The following is a 16,842-nucleotide window of genomic DNA, read 5'->3' as shown; positions in this document are numbered from 1 at the left end:
CTAGGCAAATCCGATTGGGCAAGCCTCTTTTTTAGAAAGTAGTCCTAGCCGCGTTTGGCTCGGTAGATCCTGAAACCCTGTCCTTCAGCCTTGATCGCACATACGCCCAGATGCTCTTCGATCAGCGGTTGATACTTCAGAAAGCTGTTCGCCACCAAGCGCAGTTCGCCACCGTTTTTCAGATGTTTGGCCGCTTTTCGAAGCAAGTTCTCGGTAGCAAAGTAGTCGGTGTGAACCCCGACATGGAATGGAGGGTTGCTCAAAATCGCACTCAGCCCCATCGGTGCGGCGTCGATACCGTCACCGGTAATCACGTCTGCTTCCAGACCGTTGGCAGCCAATGTCAGGCGACTGCTGGCAGCCGCAAACGCATCCACATCAAGCAAGGTGACCTGGTTGTGTGGATAGCGACGTTTCACCGCTGCTCCCAACACACCGGCACCACAACCGAAGTCCAGCAAATGGCCGCTCGGCAATTTGTCCAGATGTTCCAGCAAAAGTGCGCTGCCGCGATCCAGCCGACCGTGGCTGAACACGCCCGGCAGACTGATGACTTTTAGCGGACCTTCGGCCAGCGACAACTCATAGGTCTGGGCCAGGCTTTCCAGCGACTTGGCTTCTGGCGCAGTGGCCACGGTCACCTGCCACAGCTGGCAATGCCGCGCGCTGTCGAGCTTGCGCGGTTTGCCGAAGGGGTTCAGTTGCTTGGCCGCGCCTTCGATGCCGCTGCGTTTTTCACCCACCAGATACAGTTCACGACCGGCCAGTCTGGAGGCGAGGGCGTTGAGGATGTAGTCGGTCAGGTCCTTGGACTTGGGCAGAAACACCACGGCGGTGTCGAACGCACGCTCTGTTACAGTCACACCAAAATGGCTGCGCTCGGCGAAGCGAGCATCCAGCGCTGCTTGATCGCCGGCATGCCAGCACCAGCCATGAGCGTCGGGCAAACGGCCCAGCAGGTCATCGTCGGGCAAACCGGCCAGCAGCACCGAACCCTGGAATAACTCGGCCTGACGAAGCAGTACTTCACTGCGCGGATCCATACTCTGCTCCTGTGAAAAAAGTGCCGCAGTCTATCAACTGACGACCCGCAGCGCTTTACCACTGAAGTATCCCTGAGCGTTTTCGGTCAACTGGCCCACGATTCGCTGGCGTGCCTCGCGACTGCCCCAAGCATTGTGCGGGGTGACAATCAACCGTGGAATGTCAGGGGCCAGCAGCGGATTGCCGGCGGTCGGTGGCTCGACGCTTAACACGTCGGTAGCCGCGCCACCCAGGTGACCGTTGCGCAAGGCATCGGCCAGGGCCTGTTCGTCGATCAGGCCTCCGCGTGCGGTGTTGACCACGAACGCACCGGGTTTCATCGAGGCCAGCTCACGGGCTCCGATGAAGTGGCGGGTGTGTTCGTTGAGCGGACAGTGCAGGGTCAGCGCGTCGATCTGCGGCAGCAGCTCATCCAGTGGCAAACGATCCGGCCGGGCAGGGCGCCCGGGAATCTGACCGAGCAGTACACGCATGCCAAAGGCTTCGGCCAGTCGTGCAACCGCGCCGCCCAGTTCGCCGTGACCGAGCAGGCCGAGGGTTTTGCCTTCCAGTTCGACAATCGGGTAATCCAGCAGGCAGAACTGTTTCGCCTCCTGCCAGCGACCTTCGCCGACAGCCTTTTGATAATCGGCCAGGCGCGTTGCCAGATTGAGTAGCAACATGATCGTGTGCTGCGCCACCGACGGCGTGCCGTAACCCTGGCAGTTGCAGACGGTAATTCCGTGGGCGCGGGCGGCGGCGAGGTCAACGTTGTTGGTACCGGTGGCGGTGATCAGAATCAGCTTCAGCTCGGGGCTGGCAGCGATGGCGGCGGCGTCGATCAGGATTTTGTTGCTGATGGCAACGGTGGCGCCCTTAAGGCGTTCGATCACTTGGTCCTGCGTGGTCTGGGCGAAAAGCTGTAAATCGCTGAAACACTCTTGCAGCGGGCTGAGGTCGAGGTCACCCAGGTCCAGGGACGGGTGGTCGAGGAAAACGGCGCGGTGAGTGTTCGTCATCAACTGTACCTTTTGTGCAATGAACTGAAGGCGTAATCTGCCGAGCCTACCAGATGAAACAAACAGTTACGCTTGGCGAAAAGGATCCCCCATGTACTGGACAGAGTTTTTGACCGTTGCCCTGATTCACTTGCTGGCCGTGGCCAGCCCCGGCCCGGACTTTGCCGTGGTGGTGCGTGAGAGCGTGACCCATGGTCGTCAAGCGGGCACCTGGACGGCGCTGGGCGTCGGCACGGCGATTTTCCTGCACGTCGGCTATTCGTTGCTCGGCATCGGCCTGATCGTGTCCCAGTCGATCGTGTTGTTTAATGCCCTCAAATGGGCGGCCGCCGCGTACTTGCTGTACATCGGCTTCAAGGCCTTGCGCGCACAGCCGGCCCAACCGGCGGCTGACGATCTGCACAAGGAAGCGGGCGAGCGCACCGCTCGTGGCGCCTTCACTTCGGGTTTCGTGACCAACGGTCTGAACCCGAAAGCGACGCTGTTCTTCCTTTCGCTGTTCACCGTGGTGATCAATCCGCAAACGCCGCTGGCGGTACAGGCGGGCTACGGCATCTACCTCGCGGTGGCCACCGCTGTGTGGTTCTGCCTGGTGGCGATGCTGTTCAGCCAGCAGCGCGTACGCGCAGGTTTTGCCCGGATGGGCCACTGGTTCGATCGGACGATGGGCGCCGTGCTGATTGCCATCGGTGTGAAACTCGCGTTTACCGAGATGCACTGAGGCCTTGTGAGGCGGCTAGCGATGTAATACCAGCCGCTTGAAGCGTTTGAAGCTGGTTCGATTGAGGTGTCGCCAGGGGATCGAGCGCAACAGCTGCCAGGCTTCTTGCTTGTCTTCGACCACCGCATATTTGAGAGCCTTGTTTACCAGTTTGGTGCGGGCGCTCTGATAGCCGGGATGGTTCACGTACGGCGCGATCGCCTCAAGGTCCGCCTGGAGCAGCATCCGGTATTTTCTAGACAGGTTGTTGGCATGGCGGCGATAGCGGGTCATGCAGATCGGCAATTCATGGATCTCATAACCCAGCCGGGCAATCCGCAACGTCATCTGGAAGTCCTGAACCCGCAGCTTCGGCGCGTAGAAGTCGGCACTTCGCATCGCTTTCATGCGATAGAGCGCAACAGGGGCGCCGATCACAACGGCACCTATGAGGACCTGATCGAAGTTGTAGGTGTGTATCCGGTCGCGTTGTTGCTGCTTGATGGTGTTGCCATCGCAGTCCATGTAGCTGATCAGCGCCCCCACGCAGCCGACGTTCGGGTGCTGGTCCAGGTATTCGGCGCGAATGCGTACGGACTCCGGCAACATGATGTCATCCAGGTCCGGCGTCGACACATAGACGCCTTTGGCGTATCGCAAGCCGTGGTTGAGTGCCGCGCTCACGCCCCGGTTCGGTTGCGAATACAGCTGGAAGTCATAGGTGTGTTGTAAGCGCTTGAGTATGGCGAGGCTGTCGTCGCTGGACCCATCGTCCACGATGATGACTTCGAAGTTCGGGTAGTCCTGGGCGAAGATGCTCTTGATGGCGACTTCCAGGTACTTTTTCGCGTTGAAACAGGGCGCCACGATGGAAACCAGAGGCGCTTGTGTCGATGGGGAGTTCTCGGGGGCGGTCAGTTCAATACTCATTGTTGTATGGGATACCGATGGCGTGTGACCAGACAGGTCTAGTGACAAGATCCTTCTCTTGAAGATGAGGTGGAGGGTTGGGCGACCTGGGCAACTGTTTGGCTGCCAACCGCTCGGCTCATCGTGGCCGTATCGTACGTAGGGTCACAGACAAGTGTTGCGCGCATGCGTTTCAACGTTTTACAGCGCAGGTCCCGAATTCTCGACGAAACACACCAGGTAGTGGCGCAAAGCTAGTATTTGTCCGGTTCTGCAAATCATTCCTTTGGCTGATTTGGCTGGCGTCCAAGCGCACTAAAGTGCTTACTTTCAGCCACGACCGTGCAGTCAGAAAAGGGACTCTTATGTTGCAGACTCGCGTTATCCCCCCAGCCGAAGGCGCTTACCAGTATCCGCTGCTGATTAAACGGCTGCTGATGTCCGGCGCTCGTTACGAGAAAACCCGCGAGATTATTTACCGCGACCAGTTGCGCTACAGCTATCCGACCCTGATCGAACGGGTCGCGAGGCTGGCCAACGTGCTGACGGCGGCCGGCGTCAAGGCCGGGGATACCGTAGCGGTGATGGACTGGGACAGTCATCGTTATCTGGAATGCATGTTTGCCATCCCGATGATCGGCGCGGTGATCCACACCATTAACGTGCGCCTGTCACCGGAGCAGATCCTCTACACCATGAACCACGCCGAGGACCGCTTTGTGCTGGTCAACAGCGAGTTCGTCGGGTTGTACCAGGCCATTGCCGGGCACCTGGCCACGGTGGAGAAAACCCTGCTGCTGACCGATCTGCCGGAAAAAACCGCCGACTTGCCGAACCTCATTGGCGAGTACGAGCAGTTGCTGGCGGCGGCGAGTACGCAGTACGACTTCCAGGACTTCGACGAAAACTCGGTCGCGACCACGTTCTACACCACCGGCACCACCGGTAATCCCAAAGGTGTGTACTTCACCCATCGGCAACTGGTGCTGCACACCATGGGTGTGTCGACCATCATGGGCGCCATCGACAGCGTGCGGTTGCTGGGCACCAACGACGTTTACATGCCGATCACCCCGATGTTCCATGTGCACGCCTGGGGCCTGCCGTATGTGGCGACCATGCTCGGGCTCAAGCAGGTCTATCCCGGTCGCTATGACCCTGAGTACCTGGTGGAGCTGTGGCGCAAGGAGAAGGTCACCTTTTCCCATTGCGTGCCGACCATCCTGCAAATGGTCCTCAATTCCAAAGCGGCGCAAGGCACGGATTTCGGTGGCTGGAAAATCGTCATCGGCGGCAGTGCGCTGAACCGTGCGCTTTACGAAGCGGCCAAGGCCAAGGGCATTCAACTGACCGCCGCTTACGGCATGTCGGAAACCGGGCCGTTGGTGTCGTGTGCACATCTCAACGATGAGCTGATGGCCGGCACCGAAGACGAACGCACCACGTACCGGATCAAGGCCGGTGTGCCGGGGCCATTGGTGGAGGCGGCAATCGTCGACACCGACGGCAACTTCCTGCCCGCCGATGGCGAGACCCAAGGCGAATTGGTGCTGCGTGCACCGTGGCTCACCGAAGGTTATTTCAACGAACCGCAAAAGGGTGCCGAGCTCTGGGCTGGGGGCTGGCTGCACACCGGTGACGTAGCGACCCTGGACAGCATGGGTGTGATCGACATTCGCGACCGGATCAAGGATGTGATCAAGACCGGTGGTGAGTGGATCTCTTCCCTGGACCTGGAAGACCTGATCAGTCGCCACGTGGCGGTACGCGAAGTAGCAGTGGTGGGGATTGCCGATCCGCAGTGGGGCGAGCGTCCGTTCGCGCTGCTGGTGGTCCGCGAAGGCCATGTGATCGGGGCCAGGGAACTGAAGGAGCACCTCAAGCCATTCGTGGAATTGGGGCACCTGAGCAAGTGGGCCATCCCGAGCCAGATCGCCCTTGTTACTGAAATTCCCAAGACCAGTGTCGGCAAACTCGACAAGAAACGTATTCGCGTCGACATCACCGAATGGCAAGCCAACAACAGCACCTTCCTCTCGACGCTTTAAGCGTCAATTGGCGTGCCCAAAAGGGCACGCCAGCCCCACCAAGCAAGCGCTTGGGTTGTCAAATCTGAAATTTCAGCCATCCTTGCCGGGCCGACGGGCGTCGGCTTGGCAAAGGACTGTTCCAGAGTGGCTGGCAGCTGCAAATCACACTTTAGAGGGATCAAGCAGTACTACCTGCTGGCTATAGTCCGCCCAAGGATTTTTAAGAACGGAGCAAGCGCACAAACGGGGGCGATGCAACTTTGGAATGACTTAGGGACGCCTTGGCTCCCAGTCATCCACAGCGTTTTTAGAAGTGCTCACTGCCATAACAATAATGCACATGGAGTAGCGTCGATGACATCAGTAAACCAGTTCTGGCGCCGGGCGAAACTGCCCCTGGCTGTCAGTCTTGCCTCTACGCTCGCCGGGCCAGCATTCGGCGTCAGTTTCAACGTTGGTGAAATCGAAGGTCAGTTTGACTCGTCTCTCTCCCTGGGCATGAGTGTCTCGACCCAGTCGCCGAACAAGAACCTCATCGGTGTCAACAACGGAGGGCATGGCCTGTCCCAGACTTCCGATGACGGTCACTTGAACTTCAAGAGCGGGCAGGCCTTTTCGAAGATCTTCAAGGGTATCCATGACCTCGAACTGAAGTACGGCGACACCGGTGTCTTCGTACGGGGTAAATACTGGTACGACTTCGCACTACAAAACGAGGACCTTGAGTTCAAGAACGTCAGCAATGACAACCGCAAGGAAGGCGCCAAGTCCTCTGGCGGGCAGATCCTCGACGCCTTCGTTTACCACAACTATGCCATTGCCGATCAGCCGGGTTCCGTGCGTCTGGGCAAGCAGGTCGTGAGCTGGGGTGAAAGTACCTTCATCGGTGGTGGCATCAACTCGATCAACCCGATCGACGTTTCCGCGTTCCGTCGCCCTGGTGCCGAGATCAAGGAAGGCCTGATCCCGGTCAACATGTTCTATGTCTCGCAGAGCCTCACCGAGAACCTCTCGACCGAAGCCTTCTACCAGCTCGAATGGGACCAGACCGTTGTCGACAACTGCGGCACCTTCTTCTCGCAACCGGACGTAATTGCCGATGGCTGCGATAACAACCTGGCCGTACTGCGCACCCAAAATCAGGTGAACAGTTCGCTGACGGCTGCGAGGCTGCCGGCTTCGCTGCGTGGTGCCACTCTCAACACCCTCGCAGCCCAGGGTGTGACCTGGGGTAACCCGGATGAAGGTGTAATCGTTCGTCGCGGTCCGGATCGCGATGCCCGTGACAGCGGTCAATTTGGCCTGTCCTTCAAATACATGTTCGATCCGCTGGACACCGAGTTCGGCGCTTATTTCATGAACTATCACAGCCGTGCGCCGATTTTCAGCGGTAAAGGCGCTCCAGCGAGCGCTTACAGTGCGACGGGCCTGGTGGGCTCGCTGGCGGGCGCGGGTGTTCCTGTCAGTGTCGCGCGTTCCCTGGCACCGAGCTTGTTGCCATTGGTGGTGGCCGGTAACTCCAGCTACTACGTCGAATACCCTGAAGACATTCGACTGTATGGCTTGAGCTTCTCCACCACATTACCTACAGGTACGGCGTGGAGCGGTGAAGTCAGCTATCGGCCGAATGCTCCGGTTCAGCTCAATACCACTGACATCCTCTATTCCGGTCTGACCCCCCTGAACCCTAACCTTTCCGTGCTCCAAGGGACCCCAGGACAGGATCAACCAGGCTATCGCCGCAAAGAAGTGACCCAGCTCCAGACGACGTTTACTCATTTCTTCGACCAGGTAATGGGCGCCGCACGACTGACCCTGGTGGGTGAGGTTGGCTGGACCCACGTCGGCGGACTGGAAAGCAACTCGAAAGCCCGTTACGGCCGTGACCCGAGCTACGGTCCGGGGCCGTTGCCAAATGGTCAGTGCGAGGCAGTAAACACCGGCACCCTGGCAGGTGGCGCGCAAAACAACGTGAGTCGCTACTGTGAAAACGACGGCTTCACCACCGCAAACTCCTGGGGCTACCGCGGCCGTGCGATCTGGGAATACAACGACGTATTTGCCGGTGTGAACCTCAAGCCGAACGTGGCCTGGTCCCACGACGTTGAAGGTTACTCGCCTGGCCCTGGCGGCAACTTCGAGGAAGGTCGCAAAGCGGTCAGCCTGGGCGTCGATGCCGAGTACCAGAACACCTACACCGCAAGCCTGGCGTACACCAACTTCTTCGACGGCAAGTACACCACCGTAGATGACCGCGACTTCGTTGCGCTCAGCGTCGGCGTGAACTTCTAAGCACTGTATTTTCAGGACGAACACACATATGAAAATAACAAAGAGTCTGTTCCACGTCGGTGTTCTGGGGCTTTCGCTGCTGGCGACCGGCGTCATGGCGGCGGTGCCTGCGGCCGAAGCGGACAAACTGGGCAAGAGCCTGACCCCGATGGGCGCCGAGATGGCGGGCAACGCTGACGGATCGATCCCGGCCTGGAAGCCGATGGCGAAAAACGCCGGCACTGCCGACAGCAAAGGTTTCCTGTCCGACCCGTACGCCAGTGAAAAACCGCTGTTCACCATCACTGCGCAGAACGTCGACCAGTACAAGGACAAGCTCGCACCGGGCCAATACGCGATGTTCAAGCGCTACCCGGAAACCTTCAAAATGCCGGTTTACCCGTCCCATCGCGGCGCGACTGTGCCGGATGCCGTGTTTGCCTCCATCAAGAAAAACGCCACCGCCACTAACCTGGTGTCCGGCGGCAACGGTCTGGAGAACTTTGAAACCGCCGTTCCATTCCCGATCCCGAAGACCGGCGTCGAAGTCATCTGGAACCACATCACCCGCTATCGCGGTGGCAGCGTGACCCGTCTGGTGACCCAGGCCACGCCGCAGCCGAACGGCTCGTACAGCCTGGTGTACTTCCAGGACCAGTTCGTGTTCCGCGACAAAATGAAGGATTACGATCCGGCGAACCCGGGCAACATCCTGTTCTACTTCAAGCAGAAAGTGACCGCGCCGGCACGTCTGGCCGGTGGTGTACTGCTGGTGCACGAAACCCTCGACCAGGTGAAAGAGCCGCGTTCGGCGTGGGTCTACAACGCCGGTCAGCGTCGTGTGCGTCGTGCGCCACAAGTGTCCTATGACGGGCCGGGTACCGCAGCCGATGGCCTGCGTACCTCCGACAACCTGGACATGTACAACGGTGCGCCGGATCGTTACGACTGGAAACTCGAAGGCAAGAAAGAGATGTACATCGCCTCCGACAGCTACAAACTCGACTCGCCGCAACTCAAGTACGACGACATCATCAAGGCCGGCCACATCAACCAGGACCTGGCACGCTACGAGCTGCGTCGGGTCTGGCATGTGGTGGCTACCTTGAAGGAAGGACAGCGTCACATCTACGCCAAGCGTGACTTCTACATCGACGAAGACACCTGGCAAGCGGCCGTGATCGACCACTACGACGGTCGTAACCAACTGTGGCGTGTGGCGGAAGCGCACTCCCAGAATTACTACAACGTTCAAGTGCCGTGGTACACCCTGGAAACCTTGTACGACCTGCAATCGGGCCGCTACCTGGCACTGGGCATGAAGAACGAAGAGAAATCGGCGTATGACTTCGGCTTCACCGCCACCACCAGCGACTTCACTCCGGCCGCGCTGCGCCAGGATGGTGTTCGCTAAGCTGCCCTGAACAGAGGCCGCATCCTCGAGAAACGCCCCGACTGGTTCGGGGCGTTTTTTTTGTATGGACATAACAATCCGTTGTAGCAGCTGCCGAGCCTGCGAGACTGCGTCCGGCTGCGAAGCAGTCGTAAAACCTGAATGCAAGGTTGTCCTGAAACACCGCAGCGTTTGACTTCACGACTGCTTCGCAGCCGGACGCAGCCTCGCAAGCTCGACAGCTGCTACGAGGGCGGTGTGACTGTCGGGTTTGCTCGACACTTCTGCTTGTATTCTTTTTGTAGCCATTTGTAGCAATAACCTTCATTCCCTCTTCGTTTACCGATAGGCTGCGGACATCTGCAACGCCGCCAACCGCCATTCAAACAAGAGCCGGCCATGACTGATCTGTCCCCACACCCGGGCCCTGCAAGCGTTGCCATCGCGGCACTGGATGGGCGTTTTTTTCGGCCTCCGTTGCCTGACGGCCATGTGCTGCGGCCACGTCTGTGCGAGCGGCTGAGTGCGGGTCTTGGTGGCAGGTTGTTGCTGGTCAGCGCACCGGCGGGGTTTGGCAAGAGTTCGTTGGCGGTGGAGTTCTGTCAGGGCTTGCCGGCTCACTGGCAAAGTCTGTGGCTGGGGTTGAGTCCGCGAGACAGCGATCCCGGACGTTTTCTTGAGCGGTTGCTCGAAGGCCTCCAGGACTTTTTTCCGCGACTGGGCAGCCAGTCCCTGGGGCTGCTGAAAATGCGCCAGCGGCACCAGCCGTTTGCCTTTGAAGAATGGCTGGACGGTTTGCTCGATGAGTTGGCCGTGCACCTGTCTGCGAGTACGCCCCTGCTGTTGGTGCTTGATGACTACCATCTGGCGCAGGGCCCGGTTCTCGATCGCTGCCTGCAATTTTTCCTCAATCACCTGCCTGACGGCTTGCTGGTCATGGTCACCAGTCGGCAGCGGCCGGACTGGCATCTGGCGCGCCTGCGGCTGTCGCGGCAACTGCTCGAGTTGAATGAACAGGACTTGCGCCTGACTCACGATGAAGCCTTGACCCTGCTTGATCGGCACAGCAGCTCCTTGCGCGGCGAAGCGCTGGAGAGCCTCATCCAGCGCAGCGAAGGTTGGGTCGCCGGGCTGCGTTTCTGGCTGTTGGCGGCGTCTGAAGCGGGCTCCCAGGGCGCTTTGCCGCAGGCCTTGCATGGCGGGGAAGGGCTGATCCGCGATTACCTGCTCGAAGAGGTCATCGATTGTCTGCCCGCCGAGGTGCAGTCATTTCTTTACGACACAGCACCTCAGGAACGCTTTTGCAGCGAACTGTGCGATGCCGTTCGCGAAGCCCATGACAGTGCCGAGATCCTGCGTTTTCTGCTGGCCCATCAGGTGTTCCTGGTGCCACTGGATGAAAACGGTCACTGGTATCGCTACCACCATTTGTTTTCCGATTTGTTGCGGACCCGGCCTACCGCGCAAGCGATGGTACCGGCGGCCAGCCTGCACCTGCGCGCCTGTCGCTGGTTCAATGCCCAGGGGCTGCTCGATGAAGCGGTGGAGCAGGCATTGCGCGCCGGGCACCTGGACGTCGCGGCGAACCTGGTGCAGAACCTCTCCGAAGAACAACTGTTGGCTGAACAGAACGTCGGCATGTTGCTGCGCTGGAAAATGGACTTGCCCGACAGCCTGCTGATCAGCACACCACGGCTGATCGTGCTGTACAGCTGGGCGTTGGGGCTGGCTTGTCAGCTGGACGCCGCCGAGGAGCTGGCCAGTCATTTGAGCCGCTTCCTGCCGGCCCCGTCCGCCACTGCGCAGAAATCCATGCTGGCGCAATGGCTGGCCCTGAGCGGGATCATCGCTCGCGGGCGCGGCAATCGTGAGCTGACACTGCTCTACTGCACCGAAGCGCAGGAGAGCCTGCCCGCCAAACGCTACGGGCAACGCCTGATGTGCCTTTCGACCCTCTCCAACCTGGCGATTGCCGACGGCGATTTGTGGCGTGCTCGCGGGTTGAACCGTGAATCTCTGGAGTTGGCGCAGCGGGTCGGCAACCCGCTGTTCGAAGCGCTGGCCCACTACGACCGCGCTCGCGTGCTGCAAGCACGAGGGGAAATCCTTCGTTCGCTGGATGAAGTGCGCCAGGGCCTGCAACGCCTGCAACGGTTATCCCCGCAACGGCTCTATGCGGTGCGCGCCCGACTGACCTTGTACGAAGGCTTTTTGCTGGCCCTGCGCTTGCAACCCCAAGCCGCGCGGGCACGCTTGCAAGCCGGTTTGAGTGAGGCACGCGCCTGTCGCGATATCAGCGTATTGATCGGCCACTGCGTGATCGCCAGGCTTGAGGGCAGCAGCGGCGAATTCGCCAAAGCCTTCGCCGAACTCGCCGAAGCCGAGCGCCTGATGCACATCTGGGACGTGCCACCGATCTACTACCTGGCGATGATCACCCTGGTCAAATGCGAACTCTGGCTGGCTCAGGGACGTACCGATCTGGCCGAAGCCTGGCTCGCTCGCTTGGGTCAGACCTACAACGGTGAACACGCGGCAGCCCCTCCGGAGTTCCATCCGCAACTGCCGCTGCATATCGAGTTGCAGCAGGCTTTGCTGGAGGTCATTCAGGGGCAGCCGATGCTGGCCGAAGGACGATTGGACGCGTTGCTTGAGCATGGGCAGCAAACGGGCAGGCAGCTGCTCAGCGTGATGGCACTGACTCAGAAAGTGACGTTATTGCTGGGGTGCGGACGCGAACCCGAGGCCCGCAAGGCCCTGAGTCAGGCACTCGAAGCAGCGGCCGGTGGAGTGTTGCAACCGTTTGACGGGCTGTTGACCGAACATGCGGACTGGCTGCGTGGACAACTTCAACTCGGTGCGCCGACGCCCGTTTCACAGAGCCTTTCAGAACTACTTCCGACAGTGGCAGCCCGTCCCGCAGCGGAGTCATCCGCCGCGGCGGAACAACTCAGTACGCGGGAAATGGCTGTCCTGCGACTGATCGCCCAAGGCTGTTCGAATCAGGAAATCAGCGATCAGTTGTTTATTTCGCTGCACACGGTGAAAACCCATGCCAGCCATATCAACAGCAAGCTTGGGGTTGAACGACGCACGCAGGCGGTCGCCAAGGCGAAAGAGTTGGGTGTATTGCAGTAGTCGCCGTTTGAAGACCCCCGAAACAAGTTGGGCCTTGCGATCAGAGGTTTTCGGTCATTTCTCCTCTGAGACAGTCACTCCGGATGTCTGTCCCATGTCGATGGAGTGCTTCAGGATTGACAGTAAGCCTATGGAGCAGTCATCTCCGGTTTTACTGGCAATGGACTGTTGCAAGTTGTCACCCAACACTTCCCTCATTTTTTTTCTGGGCAACGTTGCATTCCACTCCAGCAGCTTTTGGATCGCCGGGGCGGGGACGCCGCTGGATTTGTGATAGAGGCTTTCTGCGGTGCCGTCGCTCATGATCGCGAAGCCAGTCGTGGCTTCGATTTGCCCACGGTACAACCTGAGCTGCGACACCGCTTTATGATCAGTCAGAAACAGGGTGGTATTGGCGAACTCGCCATTTACTGGATGAGAAAGGGCCTGAAGTTGTCCGTCCGTATCAACGCTTGCGATGACGCCATCGCCCAAGTGGCCTGCCAGGTAGCGGCCTCGTGAGTAAGCGACGAACGACAAGGTACAGGCCAGGTCGTTGATATCGCCGCCAAGCTTTGCAGATTTACGTCTGAACGCGTCCAGGCAGCGATTAACCAGTCGCTGAGCTGCCTTCGCGTTGTGTTTGTCCATGTTTTGCCACAGGCTTTCAAAGTTTTTGCAGACAAAGGCCAGGGTAGCCGTGACCGCTACTTGGGCGCCGATTTCGGATCTGGCTCTGGAGCCAGCCCCATCGGCCAATGAAATGCAGGTCACTTCGTTGGACTCTCTGGCCGCGACATAGTCCTGGCAAGGCGTTTGAGTCTCGAGGTGCGAGCGTCCTGCCACAAACGCGCAGGCCGTTTTACAGCTGAGGTCTTCTGGCATGGGATTATCCTTGCTGGGAATTGGGTGGTTTGCCTGGCCGTTCTGTGGTGCCGTTGTTCGCTTGAGCGCGAAGATCGGAGTAGGCGATAAAGGGCAGACCATTCTTGCCGCGAATGCGGTTGATAATGTCCGGGTCCAGAAAAAGGACGCGTTTATCGACGAGCACGTGTTCCATTGAAGGGGGGCATTGGCTTCCTGCCGTCTTGTTTCAAAATAGGCGTGGCGCGAGGATAACCTATCAATTTTGCGGATCACAACCGCAGTACCCAGCCTTGGCACCAGGATTAAACCCATGCAAACCCCGAATACAGCCCTCATCCGCGAAACCTTCCCCGTCGGCCCGTCGGCCCGTTGCAGTGCAACTGCAATAACCCTTAGCTTCCTGACTACCTGATTCTTCGGGGTTTATTTTAATTTCTTATTGAAAATCAACTGGTTGTGTCATTGCAAATTGAAGCATTATTGAACGGTATTTTGCAGTGTGATGCAGTGCAGGTGTGCCAGATTTGTGCCGGACGACGAACTCAAAATAGCCTCGCAATACATTGTGATATCCAGAGTGTTGCCGCTGACCGAAAACTGACCCAGGTGTTCAACTGCTTCTGCTCATTTTCCGAGCAGGAGAACACAGGGTGATCAGCATGGAAATGTTGGGAAAAATCCAGCGGACAAGGTTCGCTCCAGCTTTGCCCGGCATCTTCAGTGCGGCTCGCCAGGACCCGGTGGTGGGTGGCGCCGGCATAACGCAACAAGGCAATGCCGCGCTGACCATCCAGCGGAACGATCGCCGGTTGCAATGAATTATTGCCGTGGCTGATACGGAATTTATCGATCACATCACCGTCGGCGCTCAAGTACAGGTACTCGGCAAACTTGCCCAGGAATTCGTGATAGACCGGCAAGCCGATGGAGCCGTCGACATGAAACACCGGTGCCGACCGGACCAGGGTGCTGATGTTCAGGAAAGGTGAAGTGATCAATTGGCGCGGTGCCGACCAATACCCGCCAAAGTCGTCTGAAACCATCACGTTGACCGCGCTACCGGCCCAGCCGCCCATGGATACGGAGACGTAGAACAGTCACAGGCGATTGTCCGGCGCGAGGGCAATCACCGGGTTGCCCAGTTTGCGGATGTATTTTCGTGTGCTTTGCTGGGTCGAATCCCGGGTCGCCATGACCTGTTCCTCCCCCCACTCGCCGGTGCTCAGGTTGAAACGGGCGGAGCGCACCTGCACATCGGCTGCGCCTTCGCGAGTGCCGGCAAACCAGACCGCCATCAGGCTACCGTCAGGCAAGGCAGTGACTGCCGCCGAATGCACGAAGTCCTCAAGCCCCGAGGAGGCGAAACGGCTGGTGTAGATGGGTTTGGCCTGTTTATCCGCCACCGCCATGAGTGGATTTACCAGGGCAAAGGAGGCATGCCTGGGGGCAGGGTGGGTGATCCATGCGCCTGCGAATAGACAAACCAGGGCAAGGTAGACGCCGAGAGCAGGAAAGGCGGGAAAATCAATGCGCATGATCAAGCCTTTGGCATTTCATGGCTCATTAAAACGCTGAAGTTCAGACTTTAGTACAGGTTCGGTTGCTGCTCGTCGGCACATTGAAAATAGGCTCAAGAACGGTTGGTTTGAGCCGATGGAGTAGGGAGCTGACTGGCTTCAGGCGATTTATTAGCTAGAGGCAAAATGCTTCATTGGCCGCCGCGCGATGCACCCGGTCATCGACACAATCATCGTTTTTTTCCCAATGCTTTTTTCATCTTTCGGACTTTATGCGATTTTTCCTAGATCCCCAGCGAGATATCGATGCAGCGCTGCTACGGTATCGTCGGCTTTTCGGCGTGTTGGCACTGTTCAGCGGGGTGATCAACCTGCTGATGCTGGTCCCTTCCATCTACATGATGCAGGTCTTCGACCGCGTCCTGACCAGCCGCAATGAAACCACCCTGTTGATGCTGAGCCTGATCCTGCTCGGGTTCTTTGCGCTTGGCTGTGTGCTGGAATGGGTGCGCGGCCAGGTCATGATCAAGATGAGCGCCGGGCTGGACACCCAGTTGGGCGAGCGGGTATTCGATGCTGCGTTCGAGCGTAGTCTCAAGGAGCACAGCGCCAACCCGGCGCAGGTGCTGAGCGACCTCAACAGCATCCGCCAGTTCGTGACCGGTCCGGCACTGATTGCCATCTTCGATGCGCCGTGGCTGCCGATCTACGTCATCGCGACGTTCCTGTTCCACCCCTGGCTGGGGGTGTTCACCGTCATCGGTTCGCTGATCCTGGCCGGGCTGGCGGTCTGGAACGAACTGACCACGCGCAAAAGCATGAGCGAAGCCAACCGGTTGTCCGTCGCGTCTTCCAGCTACGTGAACAGCACCTTGCAGAACGCCGAAGTGATTCAGGCGATGGGCATGCTCACGCCCCTGCGCCGGCGCTGGTACAACGTGCAGCAACGGGTAATCAGCGAGCAGGGCGAAGCCAGTGACCGCAGCTCGCGGATCGCCGCGCTGTCACGCTTTGTCCGCATGACCTGGCAATCTTTGGCCCTTGGCCTGGGTGCCATCCTGGTGATCGAGAACCAGATTTCCGCCGGGGTGATGATTGCCGTGTCCGTCCTGCTGGGGCGCGCGATGGCGCCAGCCGAGGCGCTGATTGGTTCGTGGAAGCAGATGGGTAACGCCAAGAGCAGCTACGAACGCTTGAACCGGCTCCTCACCGAATTCCCCAAGGCCGCGCTGCGCATGCCTCTGCCGCCGCCGACCGGGGCCCTGAGCATCGACCGCCTGGTGATCATCCCGCCGGGCATGCACAAGCCCGCAATCAACGGCGTGACCTTCAGCCTGGCCAAGGGTGAGGTCCTGGCGATCATCGGCCCGAGCGCTTCGGGCAAGTCTTCCCTGGCCCGCGCCATGGTCGGCATCTGGACCGCGAAACAGGGCTCGGTACGCCTGGACAGCGCCGAAGTCAGCCAGTGGTCGCGCGAAGCCCTCGGCCCTTACCTGGGTTATCTGCCCCAGGACATCGAGTTGTTCGATGGCACCATCGCTGAAAACATCGCGCGCTTCGGTGAGGTTGATTCCGGCAAGGTCATCGAAGCGGCACAGTTGGCCGGTATCAACGAGATGATCCTGCACTTCCCCAAAGGCTATGACACCTTGCTCGGGACCGGTGGACTGGGCTTGTCCGGCGGCCAGAAGCAGCGCATCGGCCTGGCTCGCGCGTTGTATGGCCAGCCGGCGCTGGTGGTGCTCGACGAGCCCAACTCCAACCTCGACGATGCCGGTGAAGCGGCGCTGGTGCAGGCCGTGCGCAAGCTCAAGGCCGAAGGCTGCACCGTAGTGCTGGTCACCCACAGGCCGAGCATTCTCGGCGCAGTCGACAAATTGTTGTTCCTCAAAGATGGCGTACAGACCCTGCTCGGCCCACGTGACCAGGTGCTCAAGACCCTGCTGCCAGCCGCGGCGCCAAAAGCCGTCGTAACCCGCAATGAAGAAGCCTGAGG

At 59.2% G+C, this 16,842-nt stretch carries 11 protein-coding genes and 1 pseudogene; 7 read left to right on the top strand and 5 right to left on the bottom strand.

The features are described from left to right. Window positions 1-44: 44 nt before the first annotated feature. Window positions 45-1,043, bottom strand: coding sequence for a class I SAM-dependent methyltransferase (locus tag MO767_RS16995; protein WP_282481437.1), 999 nt, complete (start codon window positions 1,041-1,043; stop codon window positions 45-47). Window positions 1,044-1,076: 33 nt separating this feature from the next. Beyond that, a complete protein-coding gene (locus tag MO767_RS16990) occupies window positions 1,077-2,042 on the bottom strand; it encodes a 2-hydroxyacid dehydrogenase (RefSeq protein ID WP_282481436.1) in 966 nt (321 codons plus the stop codon). A 91-nt stretch (window positions 2,043-2,133) separates the two neighbouring features. On the opposite strand from MO767_RS16990, the gene MO767_RS16985 reads away from it, so the two are divergent. Next, window positions 2,134-2,763, top strand: coding sequence for a LysE family transporter (locus MO767_RS16985; protein WP_282481435.1), 630 nt, complete (start codon window positions 2,134-2,136; stop codon window positions 2,761-2,763). A gap of 15 nt (window positions 2,764-2,778) precedes the next feature. Here the strand turns inward: MO767_RS16985 and MO767_RS16980 are convergent, their stop codons facing one another. Further along, window positions 2,779-3,672: a glycosyltransferase family 2 protein gene (locus MO767_RS16980; protein WP_282481434.1), complete on the bottom strand. Its 894-nt coding sequence runs from the start codon at window positions 3,670-3,672 to the stop codon at window positions 2,779-2,781. 344 nt (window positions 3,673-4,016) lie between these two features. On the opposite strand from MO767_RS16980, the gene MO767_RS16975 reads away from it, so the two are divergent. The 4 genes from MO767_RS16975 to MO767_RS16960 all read left to right on the top strand — a co-directional run bounded on the left by MO767_RS16975 (window position 4,017) and on the right by MO767_RS16960 (window position 12,483). Next, entirely contained in the window at window positions 4,017-5,699 is a 1,683-nt protein-coding gene (locus MO767_RS16975; protein WP_282481433.1) for a fatty acid--CoA ligase, read from the top strand. A gap of 336 nt (window positions 5,700-6,035) precedes the next feature. After that, a complete protein-coding gene (locus MO767_RS16970; protein ID WP_282481432.1) occupies window positions 6,036-7,973 on the top strand; it encodes a DUF1302 domain-containing protein in 1,938 nt (645 codons plus the stop codon). A gap of 28 nt (window positions 7,974-8,001) precedes the next feature. Continuing rightward, window positions 8,002-9,366, top strand: coding sequence for a DUF1329 domain-containing protein (locus MO767_RS16965; protein ID WP_033061304.1), 1,365 nt, complete (start codon window positions 8,002-8,004; stop codon window positions 9,364-9,366). A gap of 378 nt (window positions 9,367-9,744) precedes the next feature. Next, the gene (locus MO767_RS16960) at window positions 9,745-12,483 is read left to right on the top strand and encodes a LuxR C-terminal-related transcriptional regulator (protein ID WP_282481431.1); all 2,739 of its coding nucleotides are present in this window, start codon (window positions 9,745-9,747) and stop codon (window positions 12,481-12,483) included. Between the two features lie 54 nt (window positions 12,484-12,537). Here the strand turns inward: MO767_RS16960 and MO767_RS16955 are convergent, their stop codons facing one another. Continuing rightward, on the bottom strand, window positions 12,538-13,347 hold the full coding sequence (locus MO767_RS16955) for a PP2C family serine/threonine-protein phosphatase (protein ID WP_282481430.1): 810 nt from the start codon (window positions 13,345-13,347) through the stop codon (window positions 12,538-12,540). Here MO767_RS16955 and MO767_RS16950 point away from each other — a divergent pair. Beyond that, window positions 13,346-13,525, top strand: a complete 180-nt coding sequence (locus MO767_RS16950) for a hypothetical protein (RefSeq protein WP_282481429.1) — start codon at window positions 13,346-13,348, stop codon at window positions 13,523-13,525. The two genes, MO767_RS16955 and MO767_RS16950, sit on opposite strands and share 2 nt — an antisense overlap. A 481-nt stretch (window positions 13,526-14,006) precedes the next feature. On the opposite strand, the pseudogene MO767_RS16945 reads toward MO767_RS16950, so the two are convergent. Beyond that, window positions 14,007-14,864, bottom strand: a pseudogene (locus tag MO767_RS16945) (sialidase family protein); the annotation flags it as partial. 254 nt (window positions 14,865-15,118) lie between these two features. Here MO767_RS16945 and MO767_RS16940 point away from each other — a divergent pair. Next, window positions 15,119-16,840: a type I secretion system permease/ATPase gene (locus tag MO767_RS16940; protein ID WP_282481428.1), complete on the top strand. Its 1,722-nt coding sequence runs from the start codon at window positions 15,119-15,121 to the stop codon at window positions 16,838-16,840. The last annotated feature ends 2 nt before the right edge of the window (window positions 16,841-16,842 follow it).

Origin of the sequence: Pseudomonas sp. UYIF39, from assembly GCF_029963765.1 — a bacterium.
Taxonomy (GTDB): Bacteria; Pseudomonadota; Gammaproteobacteria; order Pseudomonadales; family Pseudomonadaceae; genus Aquipseudomonas.
The sequence above is the reverse complement of the archived record's forward strand: the minus strand, read 5'-3'. Positions and strand labels throughout refer to the sequence as shown.